Source organism: Pseudoclavibacter sp. AY1H1 (assembly GCF_002931055.1).
Lineage (GTDB): Bacteria > Actinomycetota > Actinomycetes > Actinomycetales > Microbacteriaceae > Pseudoclavibacter.
In genome coordinates, this window is sequence record NZ_PSXX01000009.1 from 14,691 (window position 1) to 33,206 (window position 18,516).

The following is an 18,516-nucleotide window of genomic DNA, read 5'->3' on the forward strand; positions in this document are numbered from 1 at the left end:
CGTGAGCGTGAGCGCTGGCTGACCTGACCGGCGGCCAGCAGCCAGCAGAGCAGTTAGGCAGCCCCTGCGGCCTCGCCATCGCAGGCTCCGCCGAACTCCCGCAGCCAGCGGATGCCCACCTCGCGCGTGCGACTCACGCCCTTGTACTCGGCCATGTCCTCCGGGAGCTCCTCGAGCACATCCGCCGTCCGCACCGCCCACTCCGGCACCGTCGCGAGCGCCGCGAACGGCAGCAGGTAGCTGCGGATCAGGAACATGATGGCGTTCGACTCTGGCAGGCGGATGAGGTGCTGCACCTCGGTTCGAAGGTGGAGTCGCGTGCCGACGTCCGCGATCGGCCCGTCGACGAGCGAGGTCCTGTCCGGCCCCCACTCGGGGTACGTCTCCGTCGACGTGTCCAGCTTCCCATCCACGGTCAGGGTCCAGTTCGTGCGGCGGTAGCTCTGACCAGGCTCGAGCCGCAGGAGAAACGCCTTGGCCCGAGGGATGACCCCCTCGTCGTGCACGCGAGGCACCGGCCCGTGGATCTCGAGGAACGACATGCCCACGTCGAAGCCGAACGACCAGTCCGCAGCGAACGTCACGAGCCCGGCGTCGGCCCAGAGCTCGTCGTCGCGCTGGTCGAGGAGCACGACGTCCTCCTGCATCTGCTGGCCGATGAACCCGAGGGGCCCCTCCGGCATCGAGGAGGACTCACCGACCGCGAAGCAGCGGTCGATGCCGAGGAGTCCGTTGTGCCAGTGCCAGCCCCCGCCCTCACGCGTGAGGCTCATGTGCTCGGGGTAGGCCTCGGAGAGCCGCTCCATGAGCACGAACATCGCATCCCATGCGGCGGGCACCATGTGCGGCAGGCACTGCAGCCGCGAGGGGTCGGCGCTGAGGATGCGGGCCCGCTCAGCGAGCTCGCCGCGGTAGGCATGGTCGATGTCGACCGGATGCTCGCCCCAGGAGCCGACCGGCGTCGCACGGGGCACCGAGGCGGGCTCCACGTTCGTGCTGTACCGGTAGGTCTCCTTGGGGAACGGGAAGGGGAATCCGGCGACGGCGACCGAATGGTCGACCTCGCGGGCGGCGAATGCGGTCACAGTTCAAGCTCCAGGATCTCGCCTCTCGGGCGGGAGACGCACGGCATGAGGCAGTCGCCGCGGCCCTTCTCCTCTTCGGTGAGGAAGCTGTCGCGGTGCTCGATGCCGGCCATCTCCGCACCGCGCGCCGGTCGGACGCCGACGCGACACTCACCGCAGACGCCCTGCCTGCAGAGGTTCGGCACCGGAACGTTCTCGGCGAGCAGGGCGTCGAGGAGCGTCGTGCCCGACTCGACGCGGATCGTCCGACCGAGGCCCAGGAGCCGCGCGTCGAACGCCTCGCCTGGCTCGAGCTCTGGAGCCGTGAAGGCCTCAGCGTGGATGCGCGCCGCGGGCCACCCGGCGGCGAGCGCCGCCCTGCGGACGGCGTCGATCATGGCCACCGGCCCGCACACGTAGAGGTGGGCACCGAGGGGCTGGTCGAGGAGCGCCTGGTCGAGGTGCTCGCTCAACGCGGTCCTGCTGCCGCACACGGTGAGACGCCCGCCGCTGAGGCGCTCGAGCTCCTCACGGTGCGCACCCCCGCCGTCGCCGAACGCGTAGACCACTTCGAACGAGCGACCCCACTCGGCCGCCGCCCTCGCATGGGACAGGATCGGCGTGACGCCGATGCCGCCGGCGACGAGCAGGTGATGCCGGGCGGACAGCACGGGCGGGAACGCACTCGAGGGCACGCTGACCGTGACGGGGTCGCCGATCCTGCGATCGTGCATCCACCGCGACCCGCCTCGCCCTCGGTCGTCGAGCCGCACCGAGACGGAGTAGTGGTCGGGGCGGCGACCGGGGCCGGTCAGCGAGTAGGAGTTGCGCGACCCGTCGCCGAGCTGCACCGCGATGCTGCTCCCCGGCGCGAACGACGGCAGCACGCGGCCCTCCGGATCCCGCAGCTCGATGGCGCGGACGCCGACGCAGAGCTCGCTGACACCGGCGACGACCATGTCGAGGACGGCGCCGCTCACGCGAGGGCCAGTTCTGAGCGCTCACGCGTGACGGGGCGTCGACCCGCCGAGGGGTGCTCGGCAGGGTCCTGACCGGCAGGCTCCTGCTCGGCACTGCCCTGCTCTGCGGCGGCGAAGTACCCCAGGTACGCGCCCTGGCGACGCGAATAGTGGTAGTACACGGTGAGCGCGATGCCGCATCCCCCGCAGGCCACCAGCTCGGCCAGCGCGGCCTGCTGCGCCGAATCCGCCGGACTGCTCGTCTGCGCCGCCGCCGTGCGCGTCTTCGCGTGACAGTGACCGCAGTAGACCGTGACCTGCGCGTCGGTCTGCCGGGGCGCCGCCAGCACGAACTCGATCTCCTCGTCGAGGACACCGGCCTCGTGCAGGATCGCCCGCAGTGCACCGAGAGCGGCCTCGTCGCCGCCGACGCGGAATCGCCACCCGGTCCGGGCTCGCGCGAGCGCGGCGTCGATCCGTGCTCGGGATGCGGGCGAGGCCACATCCCCGAGCTCGACGACGATACCGGCGCCGGTATCGGCGACATCCGCCGTGTCGACGAGGAACGTGATGCAGCGGGCGCGAGCATCCTCACCCAGGTCGGGATGCGTGTCCCGGCTGCTCCCCGCGGCCAGCAGCCGCCGCCAGCGGGACGAGCTCGTCGCGGCCGGGCTCACACCCGGGGCGACTTCGGCCTCGACCGCCTCAGCGCCTGCCACCGGTTCCACGGCTGTCGCCTCCATCATGGTCAGGGCGCGACGGAGCGGTGGCCGACGTAGAACGCGAGCGCCGAATCCTCGGTGCTGAAGAGGATGCGCGATCCCTTCGGGAAGAAGATCGCGTCCCGCGGGCCCGCGAACGAGACCTGCCCCGTGTCGACGTTCTCGAGGCGGAACGTGCCGGAGAGCACGACCTTCATCTCGTCGTAGTCGTAGAAGTAGTCGAGCGGCGCATCGGTGTGGTTCAACGCGAAGTAGCCCGCCGACATGGCGGAGCCGTCGGGGTTCGAGTAGACGTCCGCGATGTAGCCGTCGGTGCCCGGATACTGCTCGAGCGGCATCCGGGGCAGCTCGGACCAGAAGTCCGGGGTCACCCGGAACCGCGGTACGGCGGTGGTCACGGCGTCGACGCTCAGGAATTCAGTGCTCATGAACCAAGTATCGAGTGAACACAGTTTCCCACGTGTAAACAGTGGTGGTCGATCGTGTGGCGGTCGAGTCCTCAGGTGCCCGACTCGTCGAGGGCATCGAGATCCGTGAGCGCCTCCCGGGCGCGCTGCAGACGTGCCTCCTCCGGCTCCTCCCACCAGCGCGGGCCGCGCTCCCCGAGCCCGTGCTTGGCAAGGCCGACCCTCGTCCGGGCTTCCGCCACCGCGGCATCGTCACCTCGGCGCTTCGCAGCACCGACCCCGGAACGGCCGCGCCCGAGATGCGACTTCAGGCGCTCCACCATGTCCACAGGCAGCGCCGGGTCGGTGCGCCGCCAGCGTCGACCCTTGACGACCAGCCACCGCTCGTCGTCCTGCGCAGCGTCCCCGCCCTGCCCAGCGTTGCCCTCCTGCGCAGCCTCGGTACCCTTGGCACCGGCATCATGCTGCTCAGCGGCACGGCCTCCGCGGCCCTCGTCTCCGTCGTCGCCCATGGGCGCCGAGCCTACGCGGCGTGCGAGCTCCCGTGCCCGGGGATGGCGTCGATGAGCTTGCGGGTGTACGGCTCCTGCGGCTTCATGAGGATGTCCCCGGTCTTCCCGAGCTCGACGAGCACCCCGTTCTTCATGACCGCGACCCGGTCGGAGATCTGCGCGACGACCGCGAGGTCGTGCGTGATGAACAGGTAGGTGAGGTCGTTCTCCTGCTGGAGCTCGGTGAGCAGGTCGAGGATCTGCGCCTGCACCGAGACGTCGAGCGCCGAGACGGCCTCGTCGAGGACGATGAACTCCGGCTCGAGGGCGAGCGCCCGCGCGATCGCCACGCGCTGGCGCTGACCGCCGGAGAGCTCGTCGGGCCCGCGGTTGAGGAAGAGCTGCGGCAGCGCAACCTGGTCGAGGAGCTCTCGCACCCGCTTCGCGCGCGACTTCGAGTCGCCGAGCTTGAACGAGACAAGCGGTTCCGCGATGAGCTGCTCGATCGAGAAGCGCGGGTTGAGGGAGGCGTACGGGCTCTGGTAGACCATCTGGAACCTGCGGCGGAGCGCACGCAGGCGCTCCCCCTCGAGGTCGGTGATGTCCTGGTCGTCGAAGACGATTCGGCCGGAGGTGGGCTTCTCGAGGCGCAGCACGAGCCGCGCGGTCGTGCTCTTGCCCGACCCGGACTCCCCGACCACCGCGAGCGTCTCGCCGCGGTGCAGGTCGAAGCTCATGTTGTCGACGGCCGTCAGGGTCTTCTTGCCGCCGCGCCCACCGGGCAGGGCGAACTCCTTCGTGAGGTTCTCGACCCGCAGGAGCGGCGAGCTGATGTCGGGAACGCCGGCACGCGCATCCGTTGCCTGCCCGCCCTTCGCCCCCGCGGCCGCTCCCGTCACCGCGCCTGCGGCCCTGCCCGTCGCCTTGTCCGTCACGAGCACGGTGCGCGCCTCGTGGCTGTGGAGGCTGGGCGCCGCGCGCAGGAGCTTCTTCGTATAGTCGTGCTGCGGTCGGAGCATGACGTCGTCGGCGGTGCCCGTCTCGACGATCTCCCCCTTGCGCATGACGATGATGCGGTCGGCGCGGTCGGCGGCGACCCCGAGGTCGTGCGTGATCATGAGCACCGCGGTGCCCAGCTCCTGCACAAGAGAGTCGATGTGGTCGAGGATCTGCTTCTGCACCGTCACGTCGAGCGCACTCGTTGGCTCATCGGCAATGACCATCTCGGGCTGACCTGCGAGCGCCGTCGCGATGAGCGCGCGTTGCTTCATGCCGCCGGAGAACTCGTGCGGGTACTGCTGCGCGCGAGCGGCGGGCTCGGTGAGCCCCGCCATGTCGAGCAGGCGCACCGCCTCGGCGTGGGCGTCCTTCCGGCTCGCGAGTCCGTGGATGAGCAGCGGCTCCGCGACCTGCGCGCCGACCTTCGTCGTCGGGTTGAGCGACAGGGCCGGGTCCTGCGGGACGAGCCCGATGCGGCGACCGCGGATGCCGCGCCACTGCGCGTCGCTGAACCCCTGGATGGGCTCACCGTCGAACTTGATCTCGCCCGACGTCACGGTCGCGTTGGGGGCGAGCAGGTTGATGAGCGCGTGCGCGACGGTGCTCTTGCCGGAGCCCGACTCCCCCACGACCGCGAGGACCTCCCCCGCGTACAGCTCGAAGGAGACACCCCGCACCGCGTCGACGGCTCGGCCGCCGATGCCGTAGGAGATGCAGAGGTCGCGCACGGAGAGGAGCATGGGCCTCCCGGCCTTGTCGTCGTTCGCCACCAGATCGGGCTGGGGAGCCTCGGCTCGCCCCGCCGCCTCGGCCAGTTCTTCGGCCTGGAGCTGCTGCTGCGTCATTCGCTGGTCCATTCTCACACCTCGTCGTGTTGGATTGGTTGCTCTGGGTGCTCGTGCGTCGCCCGCTAGGCGCGGACGAGCGCCGGCCGCTTCGGGTGGAATGCCCACTCGGGCATGAAGGTCTTCATCGCGAACGCATCGTCGCGCGCCGAGTTCTCGAGACCCAGGTAGAGCTCGTGCGCGCGGCGGACGGCGTCGTCGTCGAGCGTGACCCCGAGGCCGGGGGCCGTCGGCACGCGGATGACGCCGTCCTCGATCTTCGGGGCGGCCGTCGTGAGCTCCTCCCCGTCCTGCCAGATCCAATGCGTGTCGATGGCCGTCGGCGTTCCCGGCGCGGCGGCCGCGACGTGCGTGAACATGGCGAGGCTCACGTCGAAGTGGTTGTTGGAGTGGGAGCCCCAGGTGAGGCCGAGCTCGTCGCAGAGCTGCGCGACGCGCACGGAGCCGCTCATGGTCCAGAAATGCGGGTCGGCGAGCGGGATGTCGACGGCCTGCGAGCGGATGGCGTGGCCGAGCTCGCGCCAGTCGGTCGCGATCATGTTCGTGGCCGTCCGCATGCCCGTCGCACGGCGGAACTCGGCCATGACCTCACGGCCCGAGTAGCCGCTCTCGGCGCCGACCGGGTCCTCGGCGTAGGCGAGGACTCGCTTGAGGTCCGGGCCGAGGCGCAGGGCTTCCGCGAGCGGCCAGGAGCCGTTCGGGTCGAGCGTGATGCGGGCATCCGGGAACGCGGCGGCGAGGTCGGTGACGACCCCAGCCTCGACGGATGGCTCCAGCACGCCGCCCTTCAGCTTGAAGTCGCGGAACCCGTAGCGCTCCTGCGCCGCCGTCGCGAGTCGGACGACCCCGTCGCTGTCGAGCGCCGTCTCGCGCCGCGCCCGACCCCAGGCGTCGCTGTCGTCGTCGCCGCGCAGGTAGTCGAGGCCAGTGGCGTCGGGGTCGCCGACGAAGAAGAGGTAGCCGAGCACGTCGACCGTCTCGCGCTGCCTGCCCTCGCCCAGGAGGGACGAGATGGGGAGGCCGAGCTGCTGGCCGAGGAGGTCGAGCAGAGCGCACTCCCAGGCGGTGACGACGTGCACGGTGGTGCGGAGGTCGAACGTCTGCGCGCCGCGACCCGCGCTGTCCTGCCAGGCGAATTCCTCATTGATGCTGCGGAGGATCGCCCGGTAGTCGGCGACCGGCCTGCCGACGATGAGCTCCGCGGAGGCCACGAGCGTGGAGCGGATGCTCTCACCGCCCGGCACCTCGCCGATGCCGACGCGCCCGTCGCTGTCCGTGAGCTTCACGAGGTTGCGTGTGAAGAGGGGCGCGTGGGCTCCGCTGAGATTCAGCAGCATGCTGTCGTGGCCCGCCACGGGAATCACGTCCCACTTCTCGACCGTCACCTGGTTCATAGCTCCGCCTCCATCGCCGCGCTGACTGGTCACGCGTGGCGTTGGCCACGGTGCCGTATTGCCACTCTAAAGAGCAGCATCCATTCGATCGAGGGCGAATTCGGCATGATCGGATGCGCCTTCGGCATTGATCGCGAAAGCCCGACCCTGGCCCCGGCGGCTCACGCGTGGCGCTGCATGAGCTCGACGACCGCCTTCACGAGGGGGTTCTCGGAATCCTCGCGCCACGCGATATCGAGATGCACGCGGTTGTAGGGCTCGGAGCGGTCGCCGTCGGCGACCGGCCGGCAGATGACCCCATCCGGGGCGAGCTGCGTCGCCGACTCTGGGATGAGGGCCACGCCGATGCCGGCGTTCACGAGGGCGAGCAGCGCGGGAACCTGGCCCGCGTACTGCACGATGCGCGGGTGACTCGAGGAGGCGACGAACATGCTGAGCAGCAGGTCGTGGAAGTAGCGCGCACCGCCCGGCGAGTACATGAGCAGCGCCTCGTCGTTGAGGTCGCTCAGGAAGATGGGTCCGCTGAACTCCGCGAGCCTCGAGCCCTTCGGGAGGGCGAGGACCAGACGCTCCGTCAGCACCGTCGTCGACTGCACGCCAGGCCGGTCGCGCATGGGACGCAGCAGGCCGATGTCGACCGTCCCGCGCTCGAGCTCATCCATCTGGTCGACGGTCACCGACTCCTGCAGGATGAGCTGGAGGCCCGGCAGCTCCTCGGCCGCCGCCCGAAGCAGCTTGGGGAGCACGCTGTGCGCGGCGACCGCCGTGTAGCCCACCGTGAGCGTACCCGTCGCGCCCTCGCCGACCGCGCGGACGTCGGCGGCCGCCTTCGCCGAGAGGTCGATGAGCTTGCGAGCACTCGGCAGCAGCGTGCGCCCCGCCTCCGTGAGCGCGACCCGGCGGCTCGTGCGCACGAACAGCTGCGTGTCGAGCTCGCGCTCGAGCTGCTGGATCTGACGACTGATGGGCGGCTGCGTCATCCGGAGCCGCTCGGCGGCCGCCCCGAAGTGCAGTTCCTCGGCGACGGCGACGAAGCACTCAAGCTGGACCAGGGTAAACATCAATTCACTCCCAACATTGATTCATCCACACTTTAGTTTGTTTGCGCATCCATAAGACCATAGCGTCGCAGATAGCCGGGCAAACAACTCGGAACAGCCGCACCGTGCAACGACGCACCGCGGAGACACGCAACTAAGGAGATCGACGTGCTCGACAGAATCCTCTTCTTCCCGGTCACCCCCTTCACGGCTGACGATGCCGTCGATGTCGCAGCCCTCGCGCAGCACCTCGAGCAGGGCCTCGCCCACGAGCCCGGCGGCATCTTCATCGCCTGCGGCACCGGCGAATTCCACGCCCTGAGCCTCGACGAGTACACGACCGTCGTCGACACCGCCGTGAAGACCACCAAGAAGGCGACCCCCGTCTTCGCGGGAGCCGGCGGCACGGTCGCCGACGCCAAGGCGCAGGTGCGCAGTGCGGAAGCCGTCGGCGCCGACGGCATCCTCCTCCTCCCGCCCTACCTCGTCGCAGGCCCGAGCGAGGGGCTCGTCGCCTACGTCGAGGAGGTCGCCGGGGCCACGACGCTCCCCGTCATCGTCTACCACCGCAGCACCGCCCGCTTCGACGAGCACAGCGCCGTCACCGTCTCGCGCATCTCGAACGTCATCGGCCTCAAGGACGGCGTCGGCGACATCGACCTCATGTCGCGCATCGTGCGGTCCGTCACCGACGACGCCCAGTCGCGCGGCGAGGACTTCCTCTTCTTCAACGGCCTCCCCACCGCCGAGATCGCGCAGGAGGCCTACAAGGCCATCGGCGTGCCCCTGTATTCCTCCGCGTCCTTCGCGTTCGCCCCCGACATCGCCCTGGCGTTCTACGACGCGGTTGAGTCGGGCGACAAGGAACGCCTCGCCGAGCTCAACCGCAGCTTCTACCACCCGCTCGTCCGCCTCCGGAACTCGGTTCCCGGGTACGCCGTCTCGCTCGTCAAGGAAGCCACCAAGCTGTCGGGCATCGACGCCGGCCACGTGCGCGCGCCCCTCATCGACGCAAAGCCGGAGCACGTCACCGAGCTGAAGCGACTCATCGACGACACGAGGGCACTCCTCGCGAAGCGCGCCGACTCCCCCACGGAGCAGGACCGCGTCGCAGCCACCGTCGCCTGACGCTGAGCTGAGGGCACCCGATTGTGCCGTCGGGCACAATCGGGTGCGCCCATCTGACCACCGACCGCGACGTTCAACGACGAACCGAGGGAGACGACATGACCGCGTCGAGCACAACCACGCAGACCGCAGCCGCTTCAGCAGCAGAGACCGGGCTCCCACAGCCCTTCGACCGGAGCCCCGGGAACGAGATCGCGAGCGTCACGATCACGCCGGTCGCCTTCAAGGACCCGCCGCTGCTGAACACGGTCGGCGTCCACGAGCCGTACGCGCTGCGCGCGATCGTGCAGGTCCGGACACGAGCCGGGCTCACGGGCCTCGGCGAGACCTACGGGGATGCACCCCACCTGCACCGTCTCTCCCTCGCCGCGGATGCCGTCGTCGGCGTGAACGTGTTCGACACCAACCGGCTGCGTTTCCAGGTGGCCGCGGCCCTCGTCGCCGACACCTCGCAGGGCGGGCACGGCATGAGCGGCATGGTGACCGGGTCGAGCACCGCCGACCGCGTCCTCTCCCCCTTCGACGTCGCCGCCCTCGACCTGCAGGGCAAGATCCTCGGAGTGCCAGTCAGCTCGCTCCTCGGGGGCGCCCTCCGGCCGGAGGTCGCCTTCAGCGGCTACTTGTTTTACAAGTGGGCCGGCCATCCCCCTGCTCCGAGTGGGTCCTACAAGTGGGCCGGCCATCCCGGCGCTGGCGACGACGAGTTCGGCGAAGCCCTCACCCCCGAGGGCATCGTCGAGCAGGCACGCCAGCTGGTGGACGGCTACGGCTTCACGGCCCTCAAGCTCAAGGGCGGCGTCTTCGAACCCGACCAGGAGATCGCCGCGATCCTCGCCCTCGCCGACGCCTTCCCAAACCTCGGGCTCCGACTCGACCCGAACGCCGCCTGGAGTGTCGACACGTCGCTGCGCGTCGCCAAGGCCCTCGAATCTTCGCTCGAATACCTCGAGGACCCGACCCCCGGCCTCGCCGGCATGGCCGAGGTGCGCCGCGGCACGACGCTGCCGCTCGCCACCAACATGTGCGTCGTGAGCTTCGCCGACGTGAAGCCCGCCGTCGAGCAGGGCTCCATCGACATCGTGCTCTCCGACCACCACTTCTGGGGTGGGCTCACCCGCTCGCGCACCCTCGGCGGGCTCGCCGAGTCGCTCGACTGGGGCCTGTCCATGCACTCCAACTCGCACCTGGGCATCAGCCTCGCCGCCATGGTGCACCTCGCCTCCGCGACCCCATCGCTCAGCTACGCGTGCGACACCCACTGGCCGTGGAAGCAGACAGACGAGGACATCGTCACGCACGACCTCTCGTTCGTGAACGGCGCCGTCCGGGTGCCGACAGGCCCCGGCCTCGGCGTCGAGCTCGACGAGGACGGCCTCGCGAAGCTGCACGAGCAGTTCCTGGCGAGCGGCATCACGCAGCGCGACGACACCGGCTACATGCAGCGCTTCCAGCCCGACTACACCGTCGCCAGCCCACGCTGGTAGCCGCGAGCCCCGCCGCCCCTTCGAGAGAGCCGGAGACCGCCATGCGCATCCTCGTGACCGACCCGATCATCGCCCGCTTCGCGGAGCTCCTCGCCCGCACCGAGCGGGAGCACGAATGGAGCTTCGCGGCCGAGCTCGGCCCCGCGGAGCTGGAAAGCGCGCTCCGCGGGGCCGACATCGTCATCGCCTCCGTGCTCACCGCCCAGCAGGCGTCGTCACTCCGACCCGACGCGCTCCTCCACGTCACCGGCGCGGGGGCCGACCGCGTGAGCGTCGACGCCCTGCCACCGGGGGTGACGATCTGCAACACCGGCCATCACGGCGCGGCCATCGCCGAGCACGTCGTCATGACGGCGCTCATGCTGCGCCGGCGCGCCCTGCAGGCGGATGCGCAGATGCGCGCGGGCGAGTGGCGCACCATCGGCAACGACGCGAGCGTCCCCTTCCACCCGATGCTGCGCGGAACCACCCTCGGGCTCCTCGGGGTCGGCGAGATCGGCACCGAGGTGGGTCGCCTCGCGCAGGCCCTCGGCATGCGCCTCATCGCGCTCCGGCAGCGGCCGGATGCTCCCCGCCCCGACGGGATCGACCTCGCGGAGGTCTTCGGGCCAGACCGGATGCTCGGCTTCGTGGCGGCGTCCGACGTGCTCGTCGTCTCCATCCCCCTCTCGGAGCGCACACGCGGCACGATCGGCGCCGCCGAGCTCGCCGCCGCGAAGCCCGAGCTGGTGCTCATCAACGTCGCGCGCGGCGGGGTCGTCGACGAGGACGCCCTCTTCGACGCGCTCGCCGAGGGACGCATCGCCGGCGCCGGCATCGACGTGTGGTGGGGAGCTCCGGATGCGGACGGCCACGCTCCCGCGTCGGTCGAGCGCTTCTCGCCCCTCGCCAACACCGTGCTCACGCCTCACCACTCCGGCCACGCCCGCCAGGTCTTCGAGCTGCGGGCCGCCGACATCGCGCGCAACATCGACCTGCGCGCGGCCGGCCTGCCCCTGGAGCGCGTCATCCGCTAGCCCCATTCCCTGACCCCTGCCACTGCCCCTCCCCTGCCGCAGGCTCACGGGGAGATGGTGTCGCGGATGCTGCGGTGCGTGCGCGTCCGCCCGGTCGCCCAGACCTGTGGATTCAGCACCCACGCGCAGCGCAACGCGTGCGCAACCCCCAGGTCTGCACAGCACGCCCCCGCGCCCCCACAAACCTGGGACTTCAGCACCCACGCGCAGCCCAACAAGCGCGCAACCCCCAGGTCTGCACAGCACGCCCGGCCCAACGCGTGCGCAACCCCAATGTCTGCACAGCACACCCCCGCGCCCCCACAGACCTGGGACGTCAGCACCCACGCCCGGCCCAGCAGGTGCGCAACCCCCAGGTCTGCACAGCACGCCCCGCGTCCCCACAAACCTGGAACTTCAGCACCCACGCGCAGCCCAACACGTCCGCAACCCCCAGGTCTGCACAACACGCCCCGCGTCCCCACAAACCTGGGACGTCAGCACCCACGCCCGGCCCAACACGTGCGCAACTCCAAGGTCTGCATAGCGCGCCCGGCCCGACGCGTGCGCAACCCCACGGTCTGCACGGCGCGCCCCCGCGACCCCCACAGACCTGGGACGTCAGCACCCACGCCCGGCCCAACACGTGCGCAACCCCCATATCTGCACGGCGCGCCCCGCGCCCCCACAAACCTGGGACTTCAGCACCCACGCGCAGCCCAACACGTCCGCAACCCCCAGGTCTGCATAGCGCGCCCGGCCCGACGCGTGCGCAACCCCACGGTCTGCACGGCGCGCCCCCGCGACCCCCACAAACCTGGGACGTCAGCACCCACGCGCAGCCCAACACGTCCGCAACCCCCAGGTCTGCATAGCGCGCCCGGCCCGACGCGTGCGCAACCCCACGGTCTGCGCAGCACGCCCCCGCGCCCCGACAGACCTGGGACTTCAGCACCCACGCCCGGCCCAGCAGGTGCGCAACCCCAGAGTCTGCACAGCATGCCCGGCACCACTCCAGACCTGGGGGTTCGACGTCAACGGCTGCCCTGCAGAATGCGCGAACCCTAGGTCTGCGCCGCAAGGGAGCGGACACAGAAGCAGACACAGGCGCGGGCGCGGGCGCGAGCGCTCAGGCGAGCAGCTGCACGAGCTGCGTCGCCACGAGGAGCACGCAGCCGAGGAGGGACGCGCCGAGCGCGAGCCGCTTCGTGCGCGTCTTGTCGAGATGCGGGGTGATGAACCTGCTCGCGACGAAGCCGAGCAGGACGACGGGGATCATCCACACGACGACGAGCCACGTCTGCGGGGCGACCGCGCCGAAGGCGAGCAGCAGGCCGAACGAGATGATCGACCCGACGAGCAGGAACGCCGACAGCGTGCCGCGCAGACGAGCCGAGTCCGAGCCCTGCCAGATGATGGCCATGGGCGCCCCGCCGATGGAGGTGGTGGTGCCCATGACGCCGGATGCGGCACCCGCCACGATCTGCGACCACCTGGTGACCTTCGGGGCCCATCCGCGCAGCGAGAACACGACACCGGTGACGACGGTCGCGACCACCACCCACGAGAGGACGGCGGGTGCCATGACCGTGACGAGCAGCGCCCCCGCGACGCTGCCGGGAACGCGGCCGACGAGGGCCCAGCCCGCGCCCCGCAGGTCGAGCGAGTCCTTCTCGGCGACCGTCACGATCGAGGTGAGGAGGATCGACATGATGATGACGGTCGCCGGCAGGAGGGCCGGGTCGATGAGCGCGATGAACGGGGCCGCGAGCATCCCCATCCCGAAGCCGATGCCGGCCTGCAGGCAGGAGGCGGCGAGGAAGATGACGACGAGCGCAACCCACTCGGCCGGAGTCATCGTGCGACTCCGGCCGAGTGGGTGACTGCGGCGCCAACCGCAGGCTCAGACTGCAGATCCTGGATGAGGTTCACACCTCGCCGGCGGGCTCGCGCGTGGGGAGCGCCGGGCGGCGCTTCACCTTGGTGGCCTTCTGCATGAGGCGCCACTTCTGGTTCGGGTCGGTCGCGATGCGCAGCCAGGAGGCCAGCACGTTCGCGGCGACGGCCGTGATGACGATCGCGAGGCCGGGAAGCACCGAGAGCCACCACGCCTGCTGCAGGTACTGGCGTCCCTGCGCCACCATGAGGCCCCAGCTGACGTCTGGCGACTGCACGCCGATGCCGAGGAAGCTCAGCGACGACTCCGCGAGCATGACGTAGCAGAACTCGAGCGTCGCGAGCGTGACGAGGGTCGGCACGACGTTCGGCACGATGTGGCGGAAGATGATGCTCCGCGGCTTGGTCCCGAAGTTGGTCGCCGCATCCACGAACATGCGCGAACGCAGCTCAGCGGCCTCGGCCCGCGCGGTACGCAGGTAGATCGGGATGCGGGTCAGCGCGAGCACCGCCACGATGTTCGCGAGGCTCGGGTTGAAGACGTACAGGATGACGACGGCGAGCAGCAGCGACGGGAAGCTCATGATGATGTCGGCGATGCGCATCGACACCGACTCGCGCCAGCCCCGGAAGTAGCCGGCCCAGACGCCCCAGATGGAGCCGATGATGAGCGCCACGAGCACGGCGGGCACCGCGACGCCGAGCGTCGTCCCCGTCGCGATGACGAGGCGCGCCAGCATGCTGCGGCCGAGCGAGTCGCTGCCGAGGATGAACGCCCAGCCGTTGTCGAGGCTGAACGGGGCCAGGTTGATCGCCGTGAGGTCCTGCTTCGACGCGAGCTCGCCCACCATGAGCGGGCCGAAGACCGCCACGACGGCCACGACGGCGAGGACGGCGGCCGCGACCGTCGCGACCTTGTCCTTGAGCAGCAGCGTGAACATGGAGGGCCGCTCGGCGACGTTCCGCTCGCGCTTCTCCCTCTGCAGGAGCACGTTCGTCGTCGCGGGGGGCTGCTGCGGGGCGGCTCCCGTGCTCGGGCCGCCCGAGATCGGTGGGTTCTGGGGGTCAGACATGCGCCTTGCCCTTCTCTGCGTTGCTGCCGGAGGTGCGAGCGGCAGCTCCGGCCGCGTCCCGCTTGTCGTCCTTGGTCGTCGGGCGGATGCGCGACTGCTTCGCGGCGGGCCTGACCCGCGGGTCGAGGAGCGCGTAGCCGAGGTCGATGAGGATGTTGAGGATGAAGATCGACAGGGCCGTGATGAGCACGGCGGCCTGCAGCACGGCGAAGTCGCGTTGCAGGATCGAGTCGATCATGAGCTTCCCGATGCCGGGCCAGCCGAAGATCGTCTCGACGACGACCGCGCCGTTGATGAGGCCGACCGTGAGGTCACCCGCCACCGTCAGAGCTGGGGCCGCCGCGTTGCGCAGCGCGTGCTTGAACACGACCCGGAGCTGGCCTGCGCCCTTGCTGCGGGCCACCTTGATGAACGGCTGCCCGAGCACGCTCACCATGGAGCCGCGGACGATCTGCGTGAGCACACCGACGGGCCTCAGCATGAGCGTCGCTATGGGGAGGATCCAGGAGAGCCCGCCGCTGTCGACGCCCGAAGTGGGCAGCCAGCCGAGCGTGATCGCGAAGATCCAGATGCCCATGATGGCCAGCCAGAAGTCCGGAACGCTGGCAGCGGCCATCGAGAAGAAGCTCGCGATGCGGTCGGCGACGCCGTTGGGCTTGAGCGCCGCCCAGCTGCCGATGATGACGGCGAGGACCACGGTGAGGAGCATCGTGACGCCGGCCAGCTGCAGCGTGGCCGGGAAGGCCCGCAGCACCATGGCTGCTGCGGGCTCTCCCGTTCGGAGGGACTCGCCGAAGTCGAAGCGCAGCACCCCGGAGAAGTAGTTGACGATCTGCATCCACAGCGGCTGGTCGAGCCCGTTGCGGACCGCGAAGTCCTCTTTCATCTGCTCCGTCGCGTTGAGCGGCAGGTACAGGCTCGCCGGGTTTCCGGTGAGGCGAGCCAGGATGAACACGCCGAGGACGACGGCCACGAGCGGCAGCAGGCTGGAGACGATTCTGGTTCTGAGATAGGTCCACATGAGCGGCTGCTTTCTCCGGGGTGGCGGGCGGCCGTCAGGCCGCTGGCTTCACCTCGGCGATGCGCAGCTCGTCGCCGCTCGCCGAGTTCGGCTCGTAGGTGATGCCAGACGCGATGCCGAGCAGGCCCGTCTGGTGCGCGATGTGCGCGAACTGCACGATCTCCTCGTTCTGGTCGGCGAAGATCTGCTCGTACGCCGTCTGTCGCTCGTCGCCGGAGGTCTTCGCCGCAGCGTCGAGCTTCTGGTCGAACTCGGGGGTGCCGAACGTCGACTGGGCTCCCGTGGAGCTCATGTACTGGTCGACCGTGAACTGGGCGTCACCGGCCTGGTTGCCGTGCTGCACGAGCAGCGCGATGGGGCCCTCGTTCGTGACGAACGGGCGCAGCTGGTACTGCAGGTGCTGCGTCGTGTCGACCATGCGGAGCTCGACGTTCAGGCCCGCCTGGGTGAGCTGCTCCTGCAGGACCTGCGAGAGCTCGTTGACCTTCGGGAACTGCGCCGTCCGCGTCACGAGGGTGATCTTCGTGTCCACGGGCACGCCGTCGGCCTTGGCCTCGGCAACGAGCGCCTTCGCCTTGTCGAGGTCGAACGCCCACGGCTCGAGCGAGTCGTTGTGTCCGACGACGCCCTCGGGGATCAGCTGCGAGGCGACGACGTCGCCGTTCGGGTAGAGGGAGGAGATGATGCCCTCCTTGTCGACGGCGAAGTTGATCGCCTGACGGACGCGGATGTCATCCAGCGGCGCGATGTCGCCCGAGAAGCGGAGCGCGATCGTCTCGTTGTTCGGGTAGCTGACGCCGTTCTCGCCGATGCCGTCATCCGGGCTGAGGCCCATCGCGATGTCGGCCTCGCCGCCCGTGATCATGGCGGCACGGACCGTGCCCTCGCCGCGCCACTGGTAGTCGACCTGCGGGTAGGCGGGGGCGTCGCCCCAGTAGCCGTCGTAGGCGTTCAGCGTGAGCTTCGTTCCCACGTCCCACTGCCCGATCTGGTACGGGCCGGTGCCGATGGGCTCGCGCACCTTGTCGGTGGTGCTCGTCGTGGTCGGGACGATCTCGATGAAGGACAGCTTCAGGGGGAGGATGGGGTCGGCCTCGGGCGTCGTGACGGTGAGCGTCGTCGCGTCGACCGCGTTCACCTCGAGGTCGGTCTCGCCGAAGACGTAGCCCTCGACGTTGCAGCCGAGGTCGCTGTTCACGGCGCGGTCGATCGAGAAGGCCGCAGCCTCGGCGTCGAAGGGCGTGCCGTCCTGGAAGGTCACGTCGTCACGCAGCGTGAAGGTCCACTCGGTGTCGCTCGTCTGCTCCCATTCGGTCGCGAGCAGCGGGTCGAGGTCGCCCGTCGTGGGGTTGCGCTCGATGAGCGGCTCCGTGATGTTCGAGCGCACGACGACGCCCGTCGAGGTGAGGTTCGCCTCGCAGGGCTCGAGCGTCGGCGGCTCCTGCTGGAGGACGACCCGGAGCGCGCCGGCCGCTCCGCCGCCAGTGCCGCCCGCGGCGCCGTCCGAGTTGGCGACGGCGCAGCTCGTGAGGAGCAGCGCGGCGGCCCCGACGGCGACGGCCTTGGTGACGGATGCGATGGGACGGCGTGCGCGTGACGGGCGGTGAGCTGGGGATCGCCCGATGGTCGGGGACGGTTCGTGTGAAGAAGACATCGTTGTTCCTCCGGTGTTGTGAACTCGAGAGCCTTGCCCTGAGTCAGTGGTTCTCCTCGTTGAGACGCCTTCAGCTTGTGTCCGCCGATTCGGCGGCGTCAACAGAGCTGAGCGAGGGAGCCGCGGGGGACGGCGGGAGGCGCGGGGCCGGACTCAACACTAGCGACCCGCGTTCCCTTGCGATTACTGGCAACACACGCATCAATGCTCCGAGTGAATCAATCTATGCAAAGTGCATCTTGGACCAGCATCGGTCGTGCGTCCTACGATCCAGACATGGAAACCCCTCTCGCGTCGACCCCAGCCACCGCTCCCAACGGCTCGCCGGACACCACGCCCGTGTCCCCCTCGCCCGGCACTGCGGCCACCGTGCTGCGCGTCGGACCGCTCATGCCGCAGCTGGAGAAGGAGCTCATCGCCGAGTTCGACGCTCCACGCATCTCGGCCGTCGCCGACGAGCTGACACCGGAGCGCGAGCAGGAGCTCACGCAGGTGCGCGTCGTCGTCACCGGCGGACGCTTCGGCGTGTCCGCAGCGCTCATGGACCGCCTCCCCGCCCTCGAGGCGATCGTGAACTTCGGGGTCGGCTACGACACGACCGACACCGTCGCAGCCCGCGAGCGCGGCATCGCGCTCAGCAACACCCCCGACGTCCTGAACGACTGCGTCGCCGACACCGCCCTCTCGCTCCTGCTCGACGTGTACCGGGGCATCAGCGCCTCCGACCGCTACGTGCGAGCCGGCTCCTGGGCCTCGGGCAACTTCCCGCTCACGACCAGATTCACGGGAACCAGAGTCGGCATCGTCGGCCTCGGGCGGATCGGCTCCGCCATCGCGCAGCGTCTGCAGGGCTTCGACTGCCGTATCAGCTACCACAACCGCCGCGAGATCCCGGGCTCCCCGTTCCCGTACGTCGACTCGCTCGTCGAGCTCGCACGCCGCAGCGACGCCCTGGTCGTGGCCGCGGCGGGAGGGCCGGACTCGCAGAAGCTCATCTCCGCAGAGGTCCTCGAGGCGCTCGGCCCGGACGGGGTGCTCGTGAACATCTCCCGTGGCTCCGTCGTCGACGAGGACGCGCTCGTGGCCGCCCTGACGGCCGGCACGATTCGCGGAGCCGGCCTCGACGTGTTCGCGGACGAGCCGAACGTGCCAGAGGAGCTCCTCGACCTCGACAACGTCATCCTGCTCCCCCACCTGGGCAGCGGGACCGTCGAGACCCGAGCGGACATGCGGCAGCTCGTCCTCGACAACCTCGCATCCTGGCTCGAGAACGGCACCCTGCTCACCCCCGTGAAACTCTGAGCAGGCCAGCTCGGCGCTGAGCGCAGCTGACCACACGAGGCG

16 protein-coding genes are annotated in these 18,516 nt (G+C 70.0%); 4 read left to right on the forward strand and 12 right to left on the reverse strand.

Annotated features, from left to right (window positions below; genetic code table 11):
• Window positions 1–53: 53 nt before the first annotated feature.
• From C5E05_RS13635 to C5E05_RS13670, 8 genes are all read right to left on the reverse strand, one after another.
• Entirely contained in the window at window positions 54–1,085 is a 1,032-nt protein-coding gene (locus C5E05_RS13635; protein ID WP_104342210.1) for a DUF3445 domain-containing protein, read from the reverse strand.
• Window positions 1,082–2,044 (reverse strand): PDR/VanB family oxidoreductase, encoded by a 963-nt coding sequence (locus tag C5E05_RS13640; RefSeq protein WP_219819538.1) that lies wholly within the window; start codon window positions 2,042–2,044, stop codon window positions 1,082–1,084. Before C5E05_RS13640 ends, C5E05_RS13635 begins: the two co-directional genes overlap by 4 nt.
• On the reverse strand, window positions 2,041–2,751 hold the full coding sequence (locus C5E05_RS20210) for a dimethylamine monooxygenase subunit DmmA family protein (protein ID WP_181059594.1): 711 nt from the start codon (window positions 2,749–2,751) through the stop codon (window positions 2,041–2,043). Before C5E05_RS20210 ends, C5E05_RS13640 begins: the two co-directional genes overlap by 4 nt.
• Before the next feature lie 20 nt (window positions 2,752–2,771).
• On the reverse strand, window positions 2,772–3,173 hold the full coding sequence (locus C5E05_RS13650) for an ethanolamine utilization protein (RefSeq protein ID WP_104342211.1): 402 nt from the start codon (window positions 3,171–3,173) through the stop codon (window positions 2,772–2,774).
• Window positions 3,174–3,244: 71 nt separating this feature from the next.
• Window positions 3,245–3,529 carry a biopolymer transporter Tol gene (locus tag C5E05_RS13655; RefSeq protein WP_104307236.1) on the reverse strand — a complete coding sequence of 95 codons (285 nt, stop codon included), beginning with the start codon at window positions 3,527–3,529 and terminating at the stop codon, window positions 3,245–3,247.
• 146 nt (window positions 3,530–3,675) lie between these two features.
• Entirely contained in the window at window positions 3,676–5,487 is a 1,812-nt protein-coding gene (locus C5E05_RS13660) for an ABC transporter ATP-binding protein (protein WP_308471898.1), read from the reverse strand.
• A gap of 65 nt (window positions 5,488–5,552) precedes the next feature.
• On the reverse strand, window positions 5,553–6,881 hold the full coding sequence (locus C5E05_RS13665; protein ID WP_104342212.1) for an enolase C-terminal domain-like protein: 1,329 nt from the start codon (window positions 6,879–6,881) through the stop codon (window positions 5,553–5,555).
• A gap of 161 nt (window positions 6,882–7,042) precedes the next feature.
• Window positions 7,043–7,942, reverse strand: coding sequence for a LysR family transcriptional regulator (locus C5E05_RS13670; protein WP_104240988.1), 900 nt, complete (start codon window positions 7,940–7,942; stop codon window positions 7,043–7,045).
• A 147-nt stretch (window positions 7,943–8,089) separates the two neighbouring features.
• Here C5E05_RS13670 and C5E05_RS13675 point away from each other — a divergent pair, with 147 nt between their 5' ends.
• The 3 genes from C5E05_RS13675 to C5E05_RS13685 all read left to right on the forward strand — a co-directional run bounded on the left by C5E05_RS13675 (window position 8,090) and on the right by C5E05_RS13685 (window position 11,549).
• The gene (locus C5E05_RS13675) at window positions 8,090–9,049 is read left to right on the forward strand and encodes a 5-dehydro-4-deoxyglucarate dehydratase (protein ID WP_104240987.1); all 960 of its coding nucleotides are present in this window, start codon (window positions 8,090–8,092) and stop codon (window positions 9,047–9,049) included.
• Between the two features lie 98 nt (window positions 9,050–9,147).
• A complete protein-coding gene (locus tag C5E05_RS13680; protein ID WP_104342213.1) occupies window positions 9,148–10,533 on the forward strand; it encodes an enolase C-terminal domain-like protein in 1,386 nt (461 codons plus the stop codon).
• A gap of 41 nt (window positions 10,534–10,574) precedes the next feature.
• The gene (locus tag C5E05_RS13685; protein WP_104342214.1) at window positions 10,575–11,549 is read left to right on the forward strand and encodes a 2-hydroxyacid dehydrogenase; all 975 of its coding nucleotides are present in this window, start codon (window positions 10,575–10,577) and stop codon (window positions 11,547–11,549) included.
• A 1,108-nt stretch (window positions 11,550–12,657) separates the two neighbouring features.
• On the opposite strand, the gene C5E05_RS13690 is transcribed toward C5E05_RS13685, so the two are convergent.
• The 4 genes from C5E05_RS13690 to C5E05_RS13705 all read right to left on the reverse strand — a co-directional run bounded on the left by C5E05_RS13690 (window position 12,658) and on the right by C5E05_RS13705 (window position 17,172).
• Complete coding sequence (locus C5E05_RS13690; protein WP_104240984.1) at window positions 12,658–13,386, reverse strand: sulfite exporter TauE/SafE family protein; 729 nt, start codon at window positions 13,384–13,386, stop codon at window positions 12,658–12,660.
• Window positions 13,387–13,456: 70 nt separating this feature from the next.
• Window positions 13,457–14,497, reverse strand: a complete 1,041-nt coding sequence (locus tag C5E05_RS13695; protein ID WP_104342215.1) for an ABC transporter permease — start codon at window positions 14,495–14,497, stop codon at window positions 13,457–13,459.
• Window positions 14,490–15,518: an ABC transporter permease gene (locus tag C5E05_RS13700; protein ID WP_104342216.1), complete on the reverse strand. Its 1,029-nt coding sequence runs from the start codon at window positions 15,516–15,518 to the stop codon at window positions 14,490–14,492. The genes C5E05_RS13695 and C5E05_RS13700 overlap by 8 nt, the downstream gene beginning before the upstream one ends.
• Before the next feature lie 34 nt (window positions 15,519–15,552).
• Window positions 15,553–17,172, reverse strand: coding sequence for an ABC transporter substrate-binding protein (locus C5E05_RS13705; RefSeq protein ID WP_104240981.1), 1,620 nt, complete (start codon window positions 17,170–17,172; stop codon window positions 15,553–15,555).
• Between the two features lie 276 nt (window positions 17,173–17,448).
• On the opposite strand from C5E05_RS13705, the gene C5E05_RS13710 reads away from it, so the two are divergent.
• The gene (locus C5E05_RS13710) at window positions 17,449–18,474 is read left to right on the forward strand and encodes a 2-hydroxyacid dehydrogenase (RefSeq protein WP_104342217.1); all 1,026 of its coding nucleotides are present in this window, start codon (window positions 17,449–17,451) and stop codon (window positions 18,472–18,474) included.
• Window positions 18,475–18,516: the final 42 nt, after the last annotated feature.

Excerpts from the sequence above, each read along its gene's own strand:
- C5E05_RS13650 (WP_104342211.1), bottom strand. The coding sequence starts at position 3,173 with ATGAGCACTGAATTCCTGAGCGTCGACGCCGTGACCACCGCCGTACCG.
- C5E05_RS13660 (WP_308471898.1), bottom strand. The coding sequence starts at position 5,487 with ATGACGCAGCAGCAGCTCCAGGCCGAAGAACTGGCCGAGGCGGCGGGG.
- C5E05_RS13665 (WP_104342212.1), bottom strand. The coding sequence starts at position 6,881 with ATGAACCAGGTGACGGTCGAGAAGTGGGACGTGATTCCCGTGGCGGGC.
- C5E05_RS13670 (WP_104240988.1), bottom strand. The coding sequence starts at position 7,942 with ATGTTTACCCTGGTCCAGCTTGAGTGCTTCGTCGCCGTCGCCGAGGAA.
- C5E05_RS13680 (WP_104342213.1), top strand. The coding sequence starts at position 9,148 with ATGACCGCGTCGAGCACAACCACGCAGACCGCAGCCGCTTCAGCAGCA.
- C5E05_RS13685 (WP_104342214.1), top strand. The coding sequence starts at position 10,575 with ATGCGCATCCTCGTGACCGACCCGATCATCGCCCGCTTCGCGGAGCTC.
- C5E05_RS13690 (WP_104240984.1), bottom strand. The coding sequence starts at position 13,386 with ATGACTCCGGCCGAGTGGGTTGCGCTCGTCGTCATCTTCCTCGCCGCC.
- C5E05_RS13695 (WP_104342215.1), bottom strand. The coding sequence starts at position 14,497 with ATGTCTGACCCCCAGAACCCACCGATCTCGGGCGGCCCGAGCACGGGA.
- C5E05_RS13700 (WP_104342216.1), bottom strand. The coding sequence starts at position 15,518 with ATGTGGACCTATCTCAGAACCAGAATCGTCTCCAGCCTGCTGCCGCTC.
- C5E05_RS13705 (WP_104240981.1), bottom strand. The coding sequence starts at position 17,172 with ATGTCTTCTTCACACGAACCGTCCCCGACCATCGGGCGATCCCCAGCT.
- C5E05_RS13710 (WP_104342217.1), top strand. The coding sequence starts at position 17,449 with ATGGAAACCCCTCTCGCGTCGACCCCAGCCACCGCTCCCAACGGCTCG.